Here is a 15,356-nt window from a genome sequence, read left to right as displayed (position 1 = left end):
TGGATTATTTACTTAGTCTTCTAATTAAACTAGAAGTGTCCCAACGGTTTCCACCCATGTCTTGAACTTCACCGTAATATTTATCAACTACTTCTGTTACTGGTAGTTGAGAGCCATTATTTTTAGCTTCATCCATTGCAATTTTTAAATCTTTTCTCATCCAATCAACTGCAAAACCAAATTCAAACTGATCATCAATCATCGTTTTGTATCTGTTTTCCATTTGCCAAGATTGAGCAGCACCTTTGGATATAACTTCAATTACATCTTCCATATTTAAACCAGCTTTTTTTCCAAAGTTAATTGCTTCTGATAAACCCTGAACTAAACCAGCGATACAAATCTGGTTAACCATTTTTGCTAATTGGCCATTACCTGCACCACCTAATAATTTCATTTTTTTGCTGTAACAATCAATAATGTCTTTAGCTTTATCAAAGTTTGCTTGATCTCCACCAATCATTACGGTTAGTGCACCATTTTCAGCACCAGCTTGACCACCTGATACAGGCGCATCTAAGAAACCAAATTCACTTTTTAATGAATGAGTGTAAATCTCTCTAGCAATTGTTGCGGATGCCGTTGTGTTATCAATATAAACTGAACCTTTTTTAATTGTTTTAAAGATACCGTTGTCACCAAAAGTAACTTCTTTTAGATCGTTATCATTACCAACACAGGTAAATATAAAGTCAGCTCCATCAGCAGCTTTTGCAGGTGTATCTGCTTTAGAACCTTTAAATTCAGCAACCCATTTGTCAGCTTTTGCAGCTGTTCTATTATAAACAGTTACATTGTGGCCTGCTTTTGATATATATCCTGCCATTGGATAACCCATGACACCTAAACCTATAAATGCAACATTGCTCATAATTTCTATTTCCTATGTTTAAAAGTTTGAATTTTAAAGTAATTTTATTTGGTTTTATATTTACATTTTTTTCAAGTTTTGGACAGAGTTTTTTTTTAGGACTTTTCAATTCAAGCATAAGAGATGCACTTTCTATCAGTCATGGTCAATTTGGATCAATATATGCATCCGCAACTTTATTAAGCAGTTTTATATTAGTTTGGGTTGGTAAAAAGATAGATGATTTTAATATTTTAAAATTTGCAGCTTATGTGATTGCTTTACTAGCAATCTCTTGTTTTTTATTTTCCAAAATCTCTTCAGTAGTTTTTTTATTTTTCTCAATTTTTTTAATGAGATTGTCAGGTCAGGGACTAATGTCTCACACAGCAACTACGACAATTTCAAGATTTTTTGAAAAGAGTAGGGGACGTGCATTAAGTACAACTTGGCTTGGTTTATCGTTAGCTGAATTTATTTTGCCATTATTAATTATTTTTTTATTAACTTTTGTTGAGTGGAGAAATATTTGGATAGTTATTTCAATTTTTGTCATTGTGGTGTTACCAATAATTACTTTTTCATTAGTAAAAAATATTAAATTAGATTCAAGAGAAACTATAAATCTTAATGATGTTAAGACAAAAGAAATCAAACAATGGAAAAGAAGTGAAGTATTAAAAGATTACAGATTTTATATTATTTGCTTAACTATGTTGGCAATGCCTTCAATTGCAACAGGAACATTTGTTTATCAATCCTTTATAGTATCATCTAAAAATTGGGGACCTTATGTAATAGCCCAATCCTTTATGGTATATTCAGTTCTATCAGTTATTACTTTATTTTTATCTGGGTTTTTGATTGATAAATTTACAAGTAGAAAATTATTAATCTACATGAACATTCCTTTATTAGTTGCAACGTTTGTGCTTTATTATTTTAATTCACCATTTTCATCTTTTGTCTTCCTCGGTTTAATCGGGGTTTCAAATGGACTTTCAAATGTATTGGGTTCCGCTACATGGGCGGAAATTTATGGTGTTAAATATATTGGTTCTATTAAAGCTCTCACAACAGCCTTCATGGTGTTTTCAACAGCATTTGGAACAGCTTTATTTGGAATATTGATCGATAATAGCTTTTCTATTGAACAAATCGCTTTAGTTTCAGGATCTTATGTTTTAATTGCAATATCGTTGTTATTCCTTGTAAAGAACAAGCTTAATCCTCAATATTTGTAAAATTAACCTTGATTTTTTTTAACCACCATATAGATACTGCGCATGGCTAGAGTAACAGTAGAAGATTGCATAGATAAAGTAGAAAGCCCTTACGAATTAGTATTGGTTGCTAAAGAAAGAGCTGTTCAATTAAATTCAGGTCTTGAGCCTACTCTTGATAGAGATAATGACAAAAATACAGTTATATCTTTAAGAGAAATTGCAGAAGAAACTATTAAAGTTTCAGACTTAACTGATAGTGCCATTCATAAACTTAGAAAACATGTTGAACAAGTTGATGATGGAACAGATGATGATGAAATTATCGGTGATGATTTTGACAGTATGTACAAAGGTGAAATTTCTAAAAGTGGAACACCTATTCTACCATCTAAAAGAGCAAGAAAAATTCCAGAAAAAATTCAAGTTGCACCAGAAGATTTAGAAGAGCTAACTGCAAAAGCAGAACCAGAAGTAGAAGTTAATCCAGAACTTGAAGTTGCTAGTGAAGAAACTGAAGTTTCTTTAGATCAAATAGCTGAAACAGAAGCTGAAACAACTGAAGCTGAAACAACCGAAGTAAACTCTGACGATTCAGAGACTACAAATAGCTAAAAAAATAATATAAAAGTTTAGTATGAACAGGAAAGTATCCGTTGCACCCATGATGGATTGCACTGATCGTCATGAACGTTTTTTTCTAAGACTGATCAGTAAAAATACATTGCTCTATAGTGAAATGGTTGTCTCTGAGGCTATTCATAGAGGTGATAAAAAAAAATTATTAGAATTTAATATAAATGAAAAACCAATAGCTCTTCAAATTGGTGGATCTTCTCCAGCCTTACTTGCAGAAGCAACGAAAGCTGGTGAAGACTTCGGTTATGATGAGATAAATTTAAACCTTGGTTGTCCTTCAAAAAAAGTTGAGAAAAATAAATTTGGTGCATGCTTGATGAAAGAACCAAATTTAGTTGCAGATTGTTTAAGTAAAATGCAATCAGTTACAAAATTACCTGTTACAATTAAAACAAGAATTGGTTACGATGACACTGAAGACTATGAAAACTTACATCATTTTATTTCAACTTTAAAAAGTACTGGTGTTAAAACTTTTATTATTCATGCAAGAAAAGCTATTCTTGGAAAGTTTACCCCTAAGCAAAATTTAAACATCCCTCCTTTAAAATATGATTTTGTCTACAGATTAAAAAAAGATTTTCCTAATGAGGAAATTATTATCAATGGTGGAATTACAACAACTGATCAAATGAAAGATCATTTAGAAAAAGTTGATGGAGTTATGATTGGAAGAGCTGCTTATCACACTCCTTATTTATTAGCTGATATTGAAAGAGATATATTTAATAACGAAAATGTACCAAGTCGACAGGATGTAATCGAACAATTACTACCGTATGTTAAGGAAGAAATTAAAAAAGGAACACGTTTAAATCAAATTATGAGACATACGTTAGGCTTATTTCATGGTCAAACAGGATCTAGCTTTTGGAAAAGATATTTAAGTGAAAATATGTGTGTCAGAGACGCCGATGTTAAAAAGATTGATCATATAATGGATAAGATTAAATATAATAATTTCGATACTTCGGTAAGCCAATCTGCTTAGTTCTTTACTATCTAACGAATATATCTATTTTAGTTTATTAATGGCCTTAACGGCTATTCCAGTTGGGTTTGTTGCAGGTTTATTTGGTATTGGAGGTGGATTAATTACAGTTCCATTTTTGTTTTATATTTTTAATTCTTTAGGGATTGATCAACAATATGTCATGCACCTTGCAGTTGGAACGTCATTTGCAATCATTATTCCAACATCAACTGTATCAGTTTTAACTCATCATAAATTTAAAGCAGTAGACTTTGATATTGTGAAAAGCTATGGAATTTTTGTAGTACTTGGTGTGATTTTTGGAACAATTTTTGCAGCAACTCTTAAAACTAAAACTTTAGTTCTTTTCTTTGCAATCATCATATTCTTATTAAGTATTTATCTTTTGTTATTAAAAGAGAAGGAGAAAAATATAACACTTAAAATTAAACTTCATTTAAAAATTATTTTAGGATTTTTAGTTGGTTTTATCTCAGCACCCATGGGCATTGGAGGAGCTGTTATGAATGTTCCAATTTTAAAGTTCTTTGGTTATTCAATTAATAGAGCTATAGGAAGTGCTGCTGCTATTGGTTTTTTAATTGCTTTATTTGGAGCAATAGGATTTTTGATAACGGGTAGTTATTTAAAAACAAATATTCCATTAAGTATTGGTTTTTTAAATATTCCAGCTTTCTTAATCTTTATACCGATTACAACATTTATGGCTAGAATTGGTGCAAGAACTGTTCATACTATTGATAAAAATAAAATTAGTAAATATTTTGGGTTTTTTTTACTTATCATTGCTGCAAAATTTTTATACGAATACTTTAAACTTTAATGAACAAATAATTATAAATGTTTAATTTAAAACAAATAATTTCATCTATTGCAGATGCAGGTCAAAAACTCTTTAGTATTAAAAACATTAAAAAAGATGACCTAGAATCTATTATATCTTTATGTGATGATTTAATTTCTCATAAAGGCGCAGCATTTGGAATTACTGTTGCTAGAGATATTACTGAATTATACCAATCGCTATCACCAGAAAACAAATTATTATTTTTCAAACAAATTAATGAAAAATATAAACCTAGCTTTAAAAAAGTTAATGAAGCAATAGAAAATTATTCAAAATCACAAAATGAAAGAACCTTATCTGATCTATTTAAGGTTTCTGAGGGTAATCGAAGAGAACTATTTAGAAGAATGAATATGGCACCTAATGGAACTGCGATTATAGTTGCCTTAAGAGAAGATTTGTTAAAAATATTAAAATCCAATAAGGAGCTTTCAGAATTAGATAATGACCTTAGACATTTATTTAGAGCCTGGTTTAATCCTGGGTTTCTTAAACTTACAAAAATTACATGGGACACGAAAGCTGCAGTTTTAGAAAAAATAATTAAATATGAGAGAGTTCATCAAATAAAGGATATGAATGAACTGAAAAGAAGATTAGGTGAAGATAGAAGGTTTTTTTCTTATTTTCATCCAGCTCTTGAAGATGAGCCAATTATTTTTGTCCAAGTAGCTCTTACAAAGGGTTTGGGTAAATCAATACAAGAGTTAATGAAACCTTCAAGCAATGATCAAAAAAAATATGATACAGCAACTTTTTACTCAATTAGTAACTGCCAAGAAGGGTTATCAAGAGTTACCTTAGGTAACTTTCTAATCAAAAGGGTTGTATACGAAATACAAGAGGAGCTACCTCATATCAAAAATTTTGGAACATTATCCCCAATACCTGGATTTGCTGACTGGTTTTCATATTTGGAGGAAAGTAAAATTAAAAATATTTTAGGAGATTTAACAAATCAAAATGTATCTTTCCTAAAATCAAAAAGTATGAAAATTGGTGATAATAGAATTGTTGAAAATAAAGAAGCAATAATAAAATTAGTTGCTCACTATATAATTAATGAAAAAAATAAAAAAGGCCTTCCAATTAATGATGTTAGTAGATTTCATTTAGGTAATGGAGCAATTGTTGAGGATGTAGTTGTTAATGCAAATGTATCTGAAACTGGGTTTAAAAGATCTTATGGTGTTATGGTTAATTATCTTTATGAGCTAAAAAATATAGAAAAAAATCATGAAGATTATATGAACAATAATAAAGTAATCGTATCTGATAAAATAAAGAAATATCTATAATAATAGATTGATATGGCAAATAAAGTAAACAAAAGTTTTCTAAAAGATTCTCATTTAATAGCTGAATTAAAACTGTGTAGCATTCGTTTAATCGATAATGCAAAATTTCCCTGGATCATTTTAATTCCTAAGCGAAAAAATATTACCGATATTTCAGAACTTAGCTCAAAAGATCAAATGTTATTAATGAAAGAAATTGTTCATTGCAGCAAGTTAATGAAAAAAATATTTAAGACAAAAAAACTTAATGTTGAAAAGATTGGTAACATTGTTCCTCAATTACATATTCACATTATTGCAAGATCTACTAAAGACAGTACGTGGCCACTATCTGTTTGGGTTATTAAAGGGAAACCTTATTCAAAAGTTCTATTAACTAAAACTATTAATAAGATAAAAAAGTATTTTAAGGATTAAAGGGTAAGGACAGAGGTAGTTTTAGTCTCCCGCCACTACCTCTTAATTATTGTGTATCTGATTCGTCTTAAATTTGTTAACACTTTTTAATTGAAAGTAGACTTTATCAACCGCTTGCTTTACTAAATAGATAACACACAGACTCATAAATAATTAAAATTAAAATACATTGATTAAAACCACACTCTCATCATTTGCAAAATCTATTGGTTTTAACTCACAAGATTATATTCCAAAGGAAGGGGCATCCTTTTCTTTATTTAGAATTGAAGTTTTATCAGGCTTAACGGTTGCTTTAGCCTTAGTTCCTGAAGCTATTGCCTTTGCTTTTGTTGCAGGAGTTGCACCTTTATCAGGGCTTTATGCAGCTTTTATCGTTGGGTTGATTACAGCTGTATTTGGTGGAAGACCTGGAATGATTTCAGGAGCAACAGGTGCCTTAGCTGTTGTTATGGTTTCTCTTGTTATGGATCACGGTGCTCAATATCTATTTGCAACTGTAGTGTTAATGGGAATTTTACAGTTACTAGCTGGTGTCTTTAAGCTTGGAAAATTTATTAGAATGGTACCTCAACCTGTAATGCTCGGTTTTGTTAATGGCCTTGCAATCGTTATAGGTATTTCACAGCTTAGTCAGTTTAAAACCTTTAATGCAATGGGGCAATCAGTGTGGATTTCAGGAAACACTTTATATCATTCAATAGGGTTCGTTGCTTTAACTATGTTAATCATTTGGTTACTGCCAAAGATTACTAAAGCAGTTCCAGCTACACTTGCTGCTATTTTAGTAACATCTGTATTAGTTTTAGTATTAAAGATAGATATTCCAAGTGTTGGAGATCTTGCAAGTGTTAAAGGAGGATTGCCTATATTTTCAATTCCAAGTGTTCCTTTAAACTTTGAAACTCTAAAGATTATTTTCCCTTATGCATTTATCTTATCTGCGATTGGCTTAATTGAAAGTTTGTTAACCCTTAACTTAGTTGGTGAAATTACCAACAAACGAGGTGGTGCTAGTCAGGAATGTTTAGCTCAAGGTTTTGCAAACACAGTTACTGGATTTTTTGGTGGTATGGGTGGATGTGCGATGATTGGTCAATCCATGATTAATGTAAAGTCAGGGGGTAGAACAAGAATTGCAGGAATAGCTGCTGCATTATTCTTATTAATTTTTATTTTATATACATCAAGTTATATTGAGATGATCCCAATTGCAGCACTAGTTGGTGTTATGTTTATGGTAGTGATTGGAACCTTTGCTTGGAACTCATTAAAAATATTATTTTTTGTACCAAAGAGTGATGCTTTAGTTATTGTTCTTGTAACTGTTGTAACTGTTTTAGAAGATTTAGCTGTTGCTGTAATTGTTGGAGTAATTGTTTCAGCATTAGTTTTTGCTTGGAAATCTGCATCAAGAATTAGAGCAGTTGAGAGACCATCAGTTAGAGAAAAAGGTGCTAAGGTTTATGAAATTGAAGGACCACTTTTCTTTAGTTCAACGGATAGTTTTTTAGAATTATTTAAACCGGAAGAAGATCCTGAAGTAATTATTATAGATTTTGCAGGATCAAAAGTAATTGATCAATCTGCATTAAAAGCCATTGAAGACATTGCTGATAAATATAATAGCTTTGGAAAAAAAGTTAAATTAAGACATTTAACTAAAGATTGTCATAGATTATTAAGTAGAGCAGGTCAGCTTGTTGTTGATAGTGATGACGATCCTGATTATGGAATTGCAGTTGATTATGATGTTAAATTAGGTATTTTTGGAAATTAACATGAGCAAAGAGATAAAAGCCGATGACGTTATTTTCAATTTCTTTAAACAAATTTGTGATGAGAAGGATGATGTTAAATGTGTAGAACTTGGCAATAGTTGGATTAATGCAATGAAGACCAATCTTACTAACATGGAAAAAAATCTAGAAGAAGCTGATAAAGCTAAACATCAAGAAAATATAGATAGTAATATGAACCACCTTAATAACCTTAAGGATAAAACAGCTGAGGAATGGCGTGAATACGCAACTCAGTGTATGGTCGAGATTTTAGATCATAAAACTAAATCGTGAATTTCTTTAAGAGATTATTTTCAAGTAGCAATTTAGAATTAGAAATTAATGATGGCGGTAGAACTGCAGCCGGATACAAGGGTAAAGCTGGAGACTGTGTAGTTAGATCTATTGCAATTGTAACAAAGCTTCCTTATCAAAAAATTTATGATGATCTTTATAAAGCGAATGAAGAATTTAGAACCACATCAAGAACAAAACTTGCAAGAAGTTTAAAACAAAAAAATGATAGTCCAAGATCAGGAACTCATAGAGTAGTAGTTAAAAAATACCTTGAAAAACTTGGGTGGCAATGGACGCCGACTATGTTTATTGGTCAAGGTTGTAAGGTTCATTTAAAAAAAAATGAACTTCCAAGTGGGACTTTAATTGTATCTTGCTCAAAACACATAACCGTTGTTAAAGATGGTGTCTTACATGATACTTATGATTGTTCTAGACGAGGTACTCGTTGTGTTTATGGGTATTGGACTAAGCCTCATTAGATAAAGATAAACGTGGTTAATAAATTTCATTAATATATAATTTTTAAAAATGAGCTTTAAAGATAACGTCAACTTACATGTGGACAAATCAGCTAAATTACTAAACTTTAGTGATGATTTACTTGAGCATTTAAAATCTACTCATTCATTAATTAAAGTAAATGTGGGTGTTGTCTTAGATGGTAAAATTAATAACTTTACTGGATGGAGAGCCGTTCACTCAGAACACATACTTCCAACCAAAGGTGGACTAAGATATTCAGAAACTGTTGATCAAGATGATACGGAAGCTCTAGCATCTTTAATGACTTACAAATGTGCAATAGTTAATATTCCTTTTGGTGGTGCAAAAGGTGGTTTAAAAATTAATCCTAAGAATTACACCATGCCTCAACTTAGAGAAATTACCAAAGCGTTTGCTAGTAAATTAATTAATAAAGGTTTTATTTCTCCCGCTTTAAATGTTCCAGCTCCAGATGTCGGAACATCTGAAAGAGAAATGGAATGGATTTTAGAGACATACAAAACACTTAAACCTGATGATATAAATTATAGAGGTTGTGTAACGGGAAAACCACTACATCGTGGAGGTATTGCTGGAAGAACAGAAGCAACCGGTAGAGGTATTGAAGAAGTAGTTAGAGAAATATTTAGACACGAAGACGTCGTTAAAGAAGCTGGTTTAAAAAAAGAATTAAAGGATAATGAAATTATAGTTCAAGGCTTTGGTAATGTTGGAAGTAATCTAGCTAAACATTTATATAATAGAGATAGTGCAAAGATTATAGCTATTGGAGAGTTTGATGGTTATTTATACAATAAAAAAGGTATTGATATAAATGCACTAATTGAATTTTTTCAAAAAAATAAAAGTATTAATAACCCTAAACTTGGAGAATTTAAAAATAACCCAAGTGAACTCTTAGAATTAGATTGTGATATTTTAATTCCAGCTGCATTAGAGAATGCAATCACTATTGATAATGTAGATAAAATTAAAACAAAATTAATAATTGAAGCTGCTAACGGACCCATTTCATTTGAAGCGGATCAAAAATTATTTGAAAAAGGAGTTATGATTATCCCCGATATTTATGTCAATGCAGGCGGAGTAGTAGTTTCTTATTTCGAGTGGGTTAAAGATATTTCCCATATACGTTTTGGTAGAGTTGAAAAAAGATTTCAAGAACAAAAAATATTAGACATTATTGATTTGATAGATAAAAAAACTAATACCAAAACAGATTTTGACACTATTAAAAAAATTATCCATGGAGCGGATGAAGAGGATTTAGCTTTTTCAGGTCTAGAAGACAGTATGAGAAATGCATTTATTGAAATTTATAATGCTAAAAAACAAATTAAAAAATCATTTAGAGATAGCGCTTATTATGTATCTCTAAAGAAGATAAGAAACTTCTATACTGTAGAAGGCTTTCCCAAACGATAATAGCAGCTTAATTTTACCTATAACTAAATTAATAGAAGACTCTCAATCTATGATTTGTTAGCATTTGATATGATAAAATTAATAAGAGCAGGCTTTATAAGCAAGCTTTTTACCATTTTAATCTTAAGTTTATTATTAGCTAGTGGTGCTAAAGCTGGTTGTGATGATGCTCCAACTGATGGAGTGGATTATTCTAATTGTCAATTCTCAGAAGGCCAAGATTTAAGTAGAGCCTACATACCAAACTCTAATCTTTCTTTTATTAGCTTTATTAAAGTTACTTTTGATAAAGGGGTAATGATGAATGCAACATTATCTAATGGTAATTTTGTAGAATCTTCTTTTATTAGAACTAATTTGTATGAAGCAAATCTTGAGGGTGGTATTTTTGAAAAAGCTAACTTTACAAGTGCCAATTTAACAAGAGTAAATTTCAAAGGTTCATCATTAATTGAGACAAACTTCAGTAACAGTAACCTTTTTGAAGCAGATTTAACTGGTGCTAATATCTTAAATGCCACCTTTGAAGGTGCCAATCTAAACAATGCTACCTGGATTGATGGAACTAAATGTTTATTAGGTTCAATTGGTAAATGTAATAAATAAAAAATTCTTAGGAATTATTAATTTATTTTACAGGTTTAATTTTCTGATTAATAACAAGTACAGCACCAATTATTAGAATAGGTAAACCTATTATTAAATCTTGCTGCCATTCTAAGTTTTCAAACACTGTTGAGATTAATAAAGCAAGTACAGGCATTACAACTCCTACATAACCCGCTCGACCAGCTCCAACTTTCTCTAACAATCTTAAATAAAAGATAAAAGCAAATATTGAGCCAACTATTGATAAATAAGCAAGGGATGCAATATAGCTGAAGCTATATTCAAATAACAATTCAGTGCCTTTTATCTGAGTGATTAACAAAGTAGCTAATGATCCATAAAGCATTGCATACGCAAGTGTTGGTATTAATGGAAAGTTGTTATTTAAGTTTCTTTGGTAAACCATGTTACCTGTTGATGCGCTAAATGTACCAAGCAATGCTAAAAATAATCCAACATGAGTGCCATTTGCTAAGCTGAAATTGAAAATCTCATCACTAAAGATGATTATAATTCCAACCATCCCAATGGTTGCACCAATTAAAGTTTTTAAAGAAGGTTTTTTTTTAAAATAAAAATATTCACCTAAAATATTCATAATCACAACTGTTGAAAAGACAACCGCTGGAAATGCGCTTATTAAATAAGTGTTTGATAGATAAAAGAAAACGTAATTTAGAGAATAAAGACAAACACCAAATAGCAAAAACCAAAGATGTTGATTTAAAGAAAACTTAAGATTTTTTTTCTTATAAATTAGATAAACAAAAATAATTATTGCAGCTATCAAAAACCTATAAAACACTGATACTAATGGATCAACGTAGCCTAACTGAAATTTGATGACATACCAAGTAGGTGACCAGCAAAAGAGTGTGACAATAAATAAGATAAAATTGTTCATTAGCAAACACTTATAATCAATCAATCTTAAAAAAATATAAGATTAATCTAACAATTTTAATATATAAATTTAATAGTTATGAAAAAAATACTTCTAATTTTAACTCTGTTTATATCATTAAGTAACCTTTCTTACTCAGACAATCATTATCCAATTACAAGAGATTCTGTATTAATGATCGCTAGAGGTAAAATTGCATACCAAAATAATTGTGCAAGTTGCCATCAGGTTAATTTATCTGGAGCTGAAAATTGGAAGGGTTTAGATGAAGATGGTCACCGTAAAGCACCCCCTTTAAATGGCACGGGTCACACTTGGCACCATGATGATGAAACACTACATAAAATTATTAAATATGGGTTAGTTGGAATTATCAGTGATTATGAAGGAAAAATGGGTGGGTTTAAAGATAACCTTAATGACAAAGATATAGATTCAGTTTTAGCTTACATTAAAAGTTTTTGGCCAGATGATTATTATCAACATCAAATAAATTTAAGTAAATAAATCATATGGCAACAGATACTTTTCATTGGGGATGCAAAGATAGCTGGAGAACTAGTGCAAAAAATACGATGTGGTGTGTTGTTGGTTGTTCTATTGGAGATTTCGGAACCATATTATTTTTTCAGCTAAGTAAAATTCCTTTTCCAGTATTAGGGATTATGATTTTAGCAATCATAAATGGTTTGCTCACTAGTATTATGCTTGAGACTTATATTTTAATGAAACAAAAATTTGATTTTATCAGTGCGTTAAAGACCGCCTGTGGCATGAGTTTTATCTCAATGATTAGTATGGAAATTTCTATGAATGCTACAGATTATTTTTTAACTGGTGGAGCGATGCTAACTTGGTGGGTAGTACCCATTATGTTAATAGTTGGTTTTTTAACACCATGGCCTTATAATTACTGGAGACTTAAAAAATTTAATCAAGCCTGTCATTAAATATTAAATGGTTACAACTTCTGAAATTATACTAGCAATTATTATCGTTTCCTTATCTGTTGTTATGCCTATTTATTATTATTACCAAAGAAAGAAAAATCCTAAGCAAGATAACAAACCTACAGATAACCCTGAGATAAAAAATTATATTGATAGAATTAATGAAATTACCCGTAAAAAACATAAATGAAAAAACGTTTATCAGGGTGTAGCGAGTGTGGAGATGATACAGCCATATTAACACAAGTAAGCTCCGGACCAGAAGTGATCTTACTTTGTACAGATTGTTATAATCTTAAGCATTCAAATGAAACACAAAACCATATTAGTTATGAAGAAGAAAAAAGCTAAAAAATTAAAAACTAAAAAACCAGAACCAAATTTCTATGGTCTTGGTAAATTTAACTATCTTATTTTTAAGTTTTTGTGCTCTAGGTTTAAGCTTAGATAATGAGTAGGGACAATAATTCAAAAGGGATAGTATTAATACTGATTGCAATGAGCTTGTTTGCAATCCAAGACTCGTTAATTAAATTTATATTTGAAAAATCTGCTCTTTATGAGATCTTCTTTGGAAGGTATTTGATTGCAGCAACAGTGCTTTTTATTTATTTAAGTTTTAAAAGACAGAAAGTATCCCTTAAAACACATTATCCAGTATTAACTTTTGTAAGAGTGTTGTTACATTTTATTGCTTTTTCAACCTTTTTTATCTCTATTACCTATATGCAACTAGCAACCGCTAATGCTTTATTTTTTTCTTGTCCTTTTTTCGTATCCATTTTTGCTAAATTTTTCTTAAAAGAATTTATTGGTATTAGAAGATGGTCTGCTATTGCCTTTGGTTTTTTTGGTGTATTAATTGTCTTAAATCCTGATTTTGAAAGTTTTGATTATAGAAATTTGCTTCCCGTTTTAAGTGCTTTATTTTATGCAGCATCAATGACTATTACTAAATACACATCTGATAAAGATGATGTAAACACCCAGTTATATTACTTCTATTTAATTGCTCTTATATTATGTGGAATTATTTATGTCTTTATGGGCAATGGTCAATTCAACAAAACTGATTTTGATCCAACTACCCAGTTTATATTTAGAGAATGGTTTACAAACTTTGATTATACTTGGAAGTTTATATTATTCTTTGGAGTTGCAGCATCTATTGGGTTCTTGTGTATCTTTTCAGCTTATATTATTGCATCCCCATCTGTTGTCTCATTGTTTGAATACTCTTTAATTATTATGTCAATGATCCCAGGTTATTTTCTATTTAATGAAATTCCATCTCTTAGAACTTTGTTAGGGGTCATTTGTATTATCTCAGCTGGTGTTTATATTTACTTTAGAGAAGGCGTTCGAAAACAGTACGTTGCATCTAAAATTCCAACTAGAAGATAAACTAATTAATTGTCATTCGATCACCTAGACAGCTGATTTGAATATTGGTAGGATATTGATGACAATAAAATAAACATATAATATAAAATGGCGAGAAAACTTGTTACAAAACTTTCTAATAGAGAATGTTTTACATTAACTGAAAAAGATACATTAAAGACAGCAAGCAACAAACTTCAAACACATAACGTCGGCGTTATGCCAGTATTAAGTGAACATGATAAAAGTGTAATTGGAATTATTTCTGAGCGAGATCTTGCTCGATATATTTATAAAGATGAATTCAGCAGTGAATTACTGGTTACCAAAATAATGACTACAAATATAATATCTTGTAATCTAAACACTTCTGTTACAGAATTAATGGAAATAATCTCTAATCATAAAATTAGACATATCCCTATAATAGAAGAAAAAAAACTACTAGGCATTGTGTCTATTGGAGATGTGGTAAATCATATTATTGAACAATATAAAGATGAAAATCAACATTTAAGAGATTTTATAAATAAATAATAAAATTTTAATAATAAAAAAAATACTTCTTAGGCCATTCCAAAAAAATATTATCAACTATAGTTTTAGGCCTGTTATAGTTTAATATTGTATTGCTTATAACTCTGACTGTGACAATTGAAAATTGATAAAACATTCAACCTTATTTGCTTATTCTGATCGCAGTTATTCTAAATTTATTTTGAAATTTTTAATGGCAGATCTAATGTTACATCAAATCTTTCTTTTTTTGTTATATCCTCAACCTGTTTAGCTTTTTTTTCTAAACACCATTTTTCATAAATTTTACAAAATGTGAATATCCCATTGTATTTATCAATCATTCTTACATTATCTAATTCATCTTTTATCAAAAATTTAATATCATATAATTCCTTAATATTAACTTCTGTTAAAATTTCTCTTGAGTCAGGGTTATAGTATCCAGAACCATCTTCACAGGGTGTTTCTAAAACTTCATCTATATATTTTTGAAAAACTTTTCCTCTAATAAAATTATCTTCAAAATCTTGAGAGTTAATAGTTTCATAAATTAATCTTCTTAAAGGAGGCTTATTCATCTCAAACCACATTATAAGTAATTCGTAATAAATTAATTCATACAATCTTATATGTATGGGTTTACCCTTAACTATTCTTGACCAATTAAGATATCTTCTTATATCTATATTTCTTTCAATACTTTTCATGACAAG

General features: G+C 30.0%; 20 protein-coding genes. 17 read left to right on the top strand and 3 right to left on the bottom strand.

The window, feature by feature from the left end:
* Window positions 1–4 precede the first annotated feature (4 nt).
* The gene (locus ABXT45_RS04485; protein WP_415312920.1) at window positions 5–871 is read right to left on the bottom strand and encodes an NAD(P)-dependent oxidoreductase; all 867 of its coding nucleotides are present in this window, start codon (window positions 869–871) and stop codon (window positions 5–7) included.
* Between the two features lie 26 nt (window positions 872–897).
* Here ABXT45_RS04485 and ABXT45_RS04480 point away from each other — a divergent pair, with 26 nt between their 5' ends.
* The 11 genes from ABXT45_RS04480 to ABXT45_RS04430 all read left to right on the top strand — a co-directional run bounded on the left by ABXT45_RS04480 (window position 898) and on the right by ABXT45_RS04430 (window position 10,884).
* Window positions 898–2,094 carry an MFS transporter gene (locus ABXT45_RS04480; protein WP_415312919.1) on the top strand — a complete coding sequence of 399 codons (1,197 nt, stop codon included), beginning with the start codon at window positions 898–900 and terminating at the stop codon, window positions 2,092–2,094.
* Between the two features lie 42 nt (window positions 2,095–2,136).
* A complete protein-coding gene (rpoZ, locus tag ABXT45_RS04475; protein WP_415312918.1) occupies window positions 2,137–2,688 on the top strand; it encodes a DNA-directed RNA polymerase subunit omega in 552 nt (183 codons plus the stop codon).
* Between the two features lie 22 nt (window positions 2,689–2,710).
* Window positions 2,711–3,703 (top strand): tRNA dihydrouridine(20/20a) synthase DusA, encoded by a 993-nt coding sequence (gene dusA / locus ABXT45_RS04470; protein WP_415312917.1) that lies wholly within the window; start codon window positions 2,711–2,713, stop codon window positions 3,701–3,703.
* A gap of 40 nt (window positions 3,704–3,743) precedes the next feature.
* Complete coding sequence (locus ABXT45_RS04465) at window positions 3,744–4,529, top strand: sulfite exporter TauE/SafE family protein (protein ID WP_415312916.1); 786 nt, start codon at window positions 3,744–3,746, stop codon at window positions 4,527–4,529.
* A 17-nt stretch (window positions 4,530–4,546) separates the two neighbouring features.
* Window positions 4,547–5,851, top strand: a complete 1,305-nt coding sequence (locus ABXT45_RS04460; RefSeq protein ID WP_415312915.1) for a malonyl-CoA decarboxylase domain-containing protein — start codon at window positions 4,547–4,549, stop codon at window positions 5,849–5,851.
* A gap of 12 nt (window positions 5,852–5,863) precedes the next feature.
* Window positions 5,864–6,268: an HIT domain-containing protein gene (locus ABXT45_RS04455; protein ID WP_415312914.1), complete on the top strand. Its 405-nt coding sequence runs from the start codon at window positions 5,864–5,866 to the stop codon at window positions 6,266–6,268.
* Window positions 6,269–6,437: 169 nt separating this feature from the next.
* Window positions 6,438–8,048, top strand: coding sequence for a SulP family inorganic anion transporter (locus ABXT45_RS04450; RefSeq protein WP_415312913.1), 1,611 nt, complete (start codon window positions 6,438–6,440; stop codon window positions 8,046–8,048).
* Between the two features lies 1 nt (window position 8,049).
* A complete protein-coding gene (locus tag ABXT45_RS04445; protein ID WP_415312912.1) occupies window positions 8,050–8,343 on the top strand; it encodes a hypothetical protein in 294 nt (97 codons plus the stop codon).
* A complete protein-coding gene (locus ABXT45_RS04440; RefSeq protein ID WP_415312911.1) occupies window positions 8,340–8,828 on the top strand; it encodes a hypothetical protein in 489 nt (162 codons plus the stop codon). Before ABXT45_RS04445 ends, ABXT45_RS04440 begins: the two co-directional genes overlap by 4 nt.
* Before the next feature lie 49 nt (window positions 8,829–8,877).
* On the top strand, window positions 8,878–10,278 hold the full coding sequence (locus tag ABXT45_RS04435; protein WP_415312910.1) for a Glu/Leu/Phe/Val family dehydrogenase: 1,401 nt from the start codon (window positions 8,878–8,880) through the stop codon (window positions 10,276–10,278).
* Window positions 10,279–10,347: 69 nt separating this feature from the next.
* Window positions 10,348–10,884, top strand: coding sequence for a pentapeptide repeat-containing protein (locus tag ABXT45_RS04430; protein WP_415312909.1), 537 nt, complete (start codon window positions 10,348–10,350; stop codon window positions 10,882–10,884).
* A 22-nt stretch (window positions 10,885–10,906) separates the two neighbouring features.
* Here ABXT45_RS04430 and ABXT45_RS04425 read toward each other — a convergent pair whose 3' ends face one another.
* Window positions 10,907–11,791 (bottom strand): DMT family transporter, encoded by an 885-nt coding sequence (locus tag ABXT45_RS04425; RefSeq protein ID WP_415312908.1) that lies wholly within the window; start codon window positions 11,789–11,791, stop codon window positions 10,907–10,909.
* A gap of 78 nt (window positions 11,792–11,869) precedes the next feature.
* Between ABXT45_RS04425 and ABXT45_RS04420 the strand changes: the two genes are divergently transcribed.
* From ABXT45_RS04420 to ABXT45_RS04395, 6 genes are all read left to right on the top strand, one after another.
* Complete coding sequence (locus ABXT45_RS04420; RefSeq protein WP_415295677.1) at window positions 11,870–12,298, top strand: c-type cytochrome; 429 nt, start codon at window positions 11,870–11,872, stop codon at window positions 12,296–12,298.
* Between the two features lie 5 nt (window positions 12,299–12,303).
* On the top strand, window positions 12,304–12,741 hold the full coding sequence (locus ABXT45_RS04415; RefSeq protein ID WP_415312907.1) for a DUF4396 domain-containing protein: 438 nt from the start codon (window positions 12,304–12,306) through the stop codon (window positions 12,739–12,741).
* 7 nt (window positions 12,742–12,748) lie between these two features.
* Complete coding sequence (locus tag ABXT45_RS04410) at window positions 12,749–12,931, top strand: hypothetical protein (RefSeq protein WP_415312906.1); 183 nt, start codon at window positions 12,749–12,751, stop codon at window positions 12,929–12,931.
* A complete protein-coding gene (locus ABXT45_RS04405; protein WP_415277774.1) occupies window positions 12,928–13,092 on the top strand; it encodes a hypothetical protein in 165 nt (54 codons plus the stop codon). Before ABXT45_RS04410 ends, ABXT45_RS04405 begins: the two co-directional genes overlap by 4 nt.
* A gap of 99 nt (window positions 13,093–13,191) precedes the next feature.
* Window positions 13,192–14,145, top strand: a complete 954-nt coding sequence (locus ABXT45_RS04400) for a DMT family transporter (protein WP_415312905.1) — start codon at window positions 13,192–13,194, stop codon at window positions 14,143–14,145.
* A gap of 87 nt (window positions 14,146–14,232) precedes the next feature.
* Window positions 14,233–14,661, top strand: a complete 429-nt coding sequence (locus ABXT45_RS04395; protein WP_415303652.1) for a CBS domain-containing protein — start codon at window positions 14,233–14,235, stop codon at window positions 14,659–14,661.
* Window positions 14,662–14,837: 176 nt separating this feature from the next.
* Here ABXT45_RS04395 and ABXT45_RS04390 read toward each other — a convergent pair whose 3' ends face one another.
* Window positions 14,838–15,350 (bottom strand): hypothetical protein, encoded by a 513-nt coding sequence (locus tag ABXT45_RS04390; protein WP_415312904.1) that lies wholly within the window; start codon window positions 15,348–15,350, stop codon window positions 14,838–14,840.
* Window positions 15,351–15,356 lie beyond the last annotated feature (6 nt).

The organism is Candidatus Pelagibacter sp. Uisw_106, from assembly GCF_047724975.1.
GTDB lineage: Bacteria > Pseudomonadota > Alphaproteobacteria > Pelagibacterales > Pelagibacteraceae > Pelagibacter.
The sequence above is the reverse complement of the archived record's forward strand: the minus strand, read 5'-3'. Positions and strand labels throughout refer to the sequence as shown.

Coding starts and splice junctions, on each gene's coding strand:
- ABXT45_RS04485 (WP_415312920.1), bottom strand. CDS start 871: ATGAGCAATGTTGCATTTATAGGTTTAGGTGTCATGGGTTATCCAATG.
- rpoZ (WP_415312918.1), top strand. CDS start 2,137: ATGGCTAGAGTAACAGTAGAAGATTGCATAGATAAAGTAGAAAGCCCT.
- dusA (WP_415312917.1), top strand. CDS start 2,711: ATGAACAGGAAAGTATCCGTTGCACCCATGATGGATTGCACTGATCGT.
- ABXT45_RS04465 (WP_415312916.1), top strand. CDS start 3,744: ATGGCCTTAACGGCTATTCCAGTTGGGTTTGTTGCAGGTTTATTTGGT.
- ABXT45_RS04460 (WP_415312915.1), top strand. CDS start 4,547: ATGTTTAATTTAAAACAAATAATTTCATCTATTGCAGATGCAGGTCAA.
- ABXT45_RS04455 (WP_415312914.1), top strand. CDS start 5,864: ATGGCAAATAAAGTAAACAAAAGTTTTCTAAAAGATTCTCATTTAATA.
- ABXT45_RS04445 (WP_415312912.1), top strand. CDS start 8,050: ATGAGCAAAGAGATAAAAGCCGATGACGTTATTTTCAATTTCTTTAAA.
- ABXT45_RS04435 (WP_415312910.1), top strand. CDS start 8,878: ATGAGCTTTAAAGATAACGTCAACTTACATGTGGACAAATCAGCTAAA.
- ABXT45_RS04430 (WP_415312909.1), top strand. CDS start 10,348: ATGATAAAATTAATAAGAGCAGGCTTTATAAGCAAGCTTTTTACCATT.
- ABXT45_RS04425 (WP_415312908.1), bottom strand. CDS start 11,791: ATGAACAATTTTATCTTATTTATTGTCACACTCTTTTGCTGGTCACCT.
- ABXT45_RS04420 (WP_415295677.1), top strand. CDS start 11,870: ATGAAAAAAATACTTCTAATTTTAACTCTGTTTATATCATTAAGTAAC.
- ABXT45_RS04415 (WP_415312907.1), top strand. CDS start 12,304: ATGGCAACAGATACTTTTCATTGGGGATGCAAAGATAGCTGGAGAACT.
- ABXT45_RS04410 (WP_415312906.1), top strand. CDS start 12,749: ATGGTTACAACTTCTGAAATTATACTAGCAATTATTATCGTTTCCTTA.
- ABXT45_RS04405 (WP_415277774.1), top strand. CDS start 12,928: ATGAAAAAACGTTTATCAGGGTGTAGCGAGTGTGGAGATGATACAGCC.
- ABXT45_RS04400 (WP_415312905.1), top strand. CDS start 13,192: ATGAGTAGGGACAATAATTCAAAAGGGATAGTATTAATACTGATTGCA.
- ABXT45_RS04395 (WP_415303652.1), top strand. CDS start 14,233: ATGGCGAGAAAACTTGTTACAAAACTTTCTAATAGAGAATGTTTTACA.
- ABXT45_RS04390 (WP_415312904.1), bottom strand. CDS start 15,350: ATGAAAAGTATTGAAAGAAATATAGATATAAGAAGATATCTTAATTGG.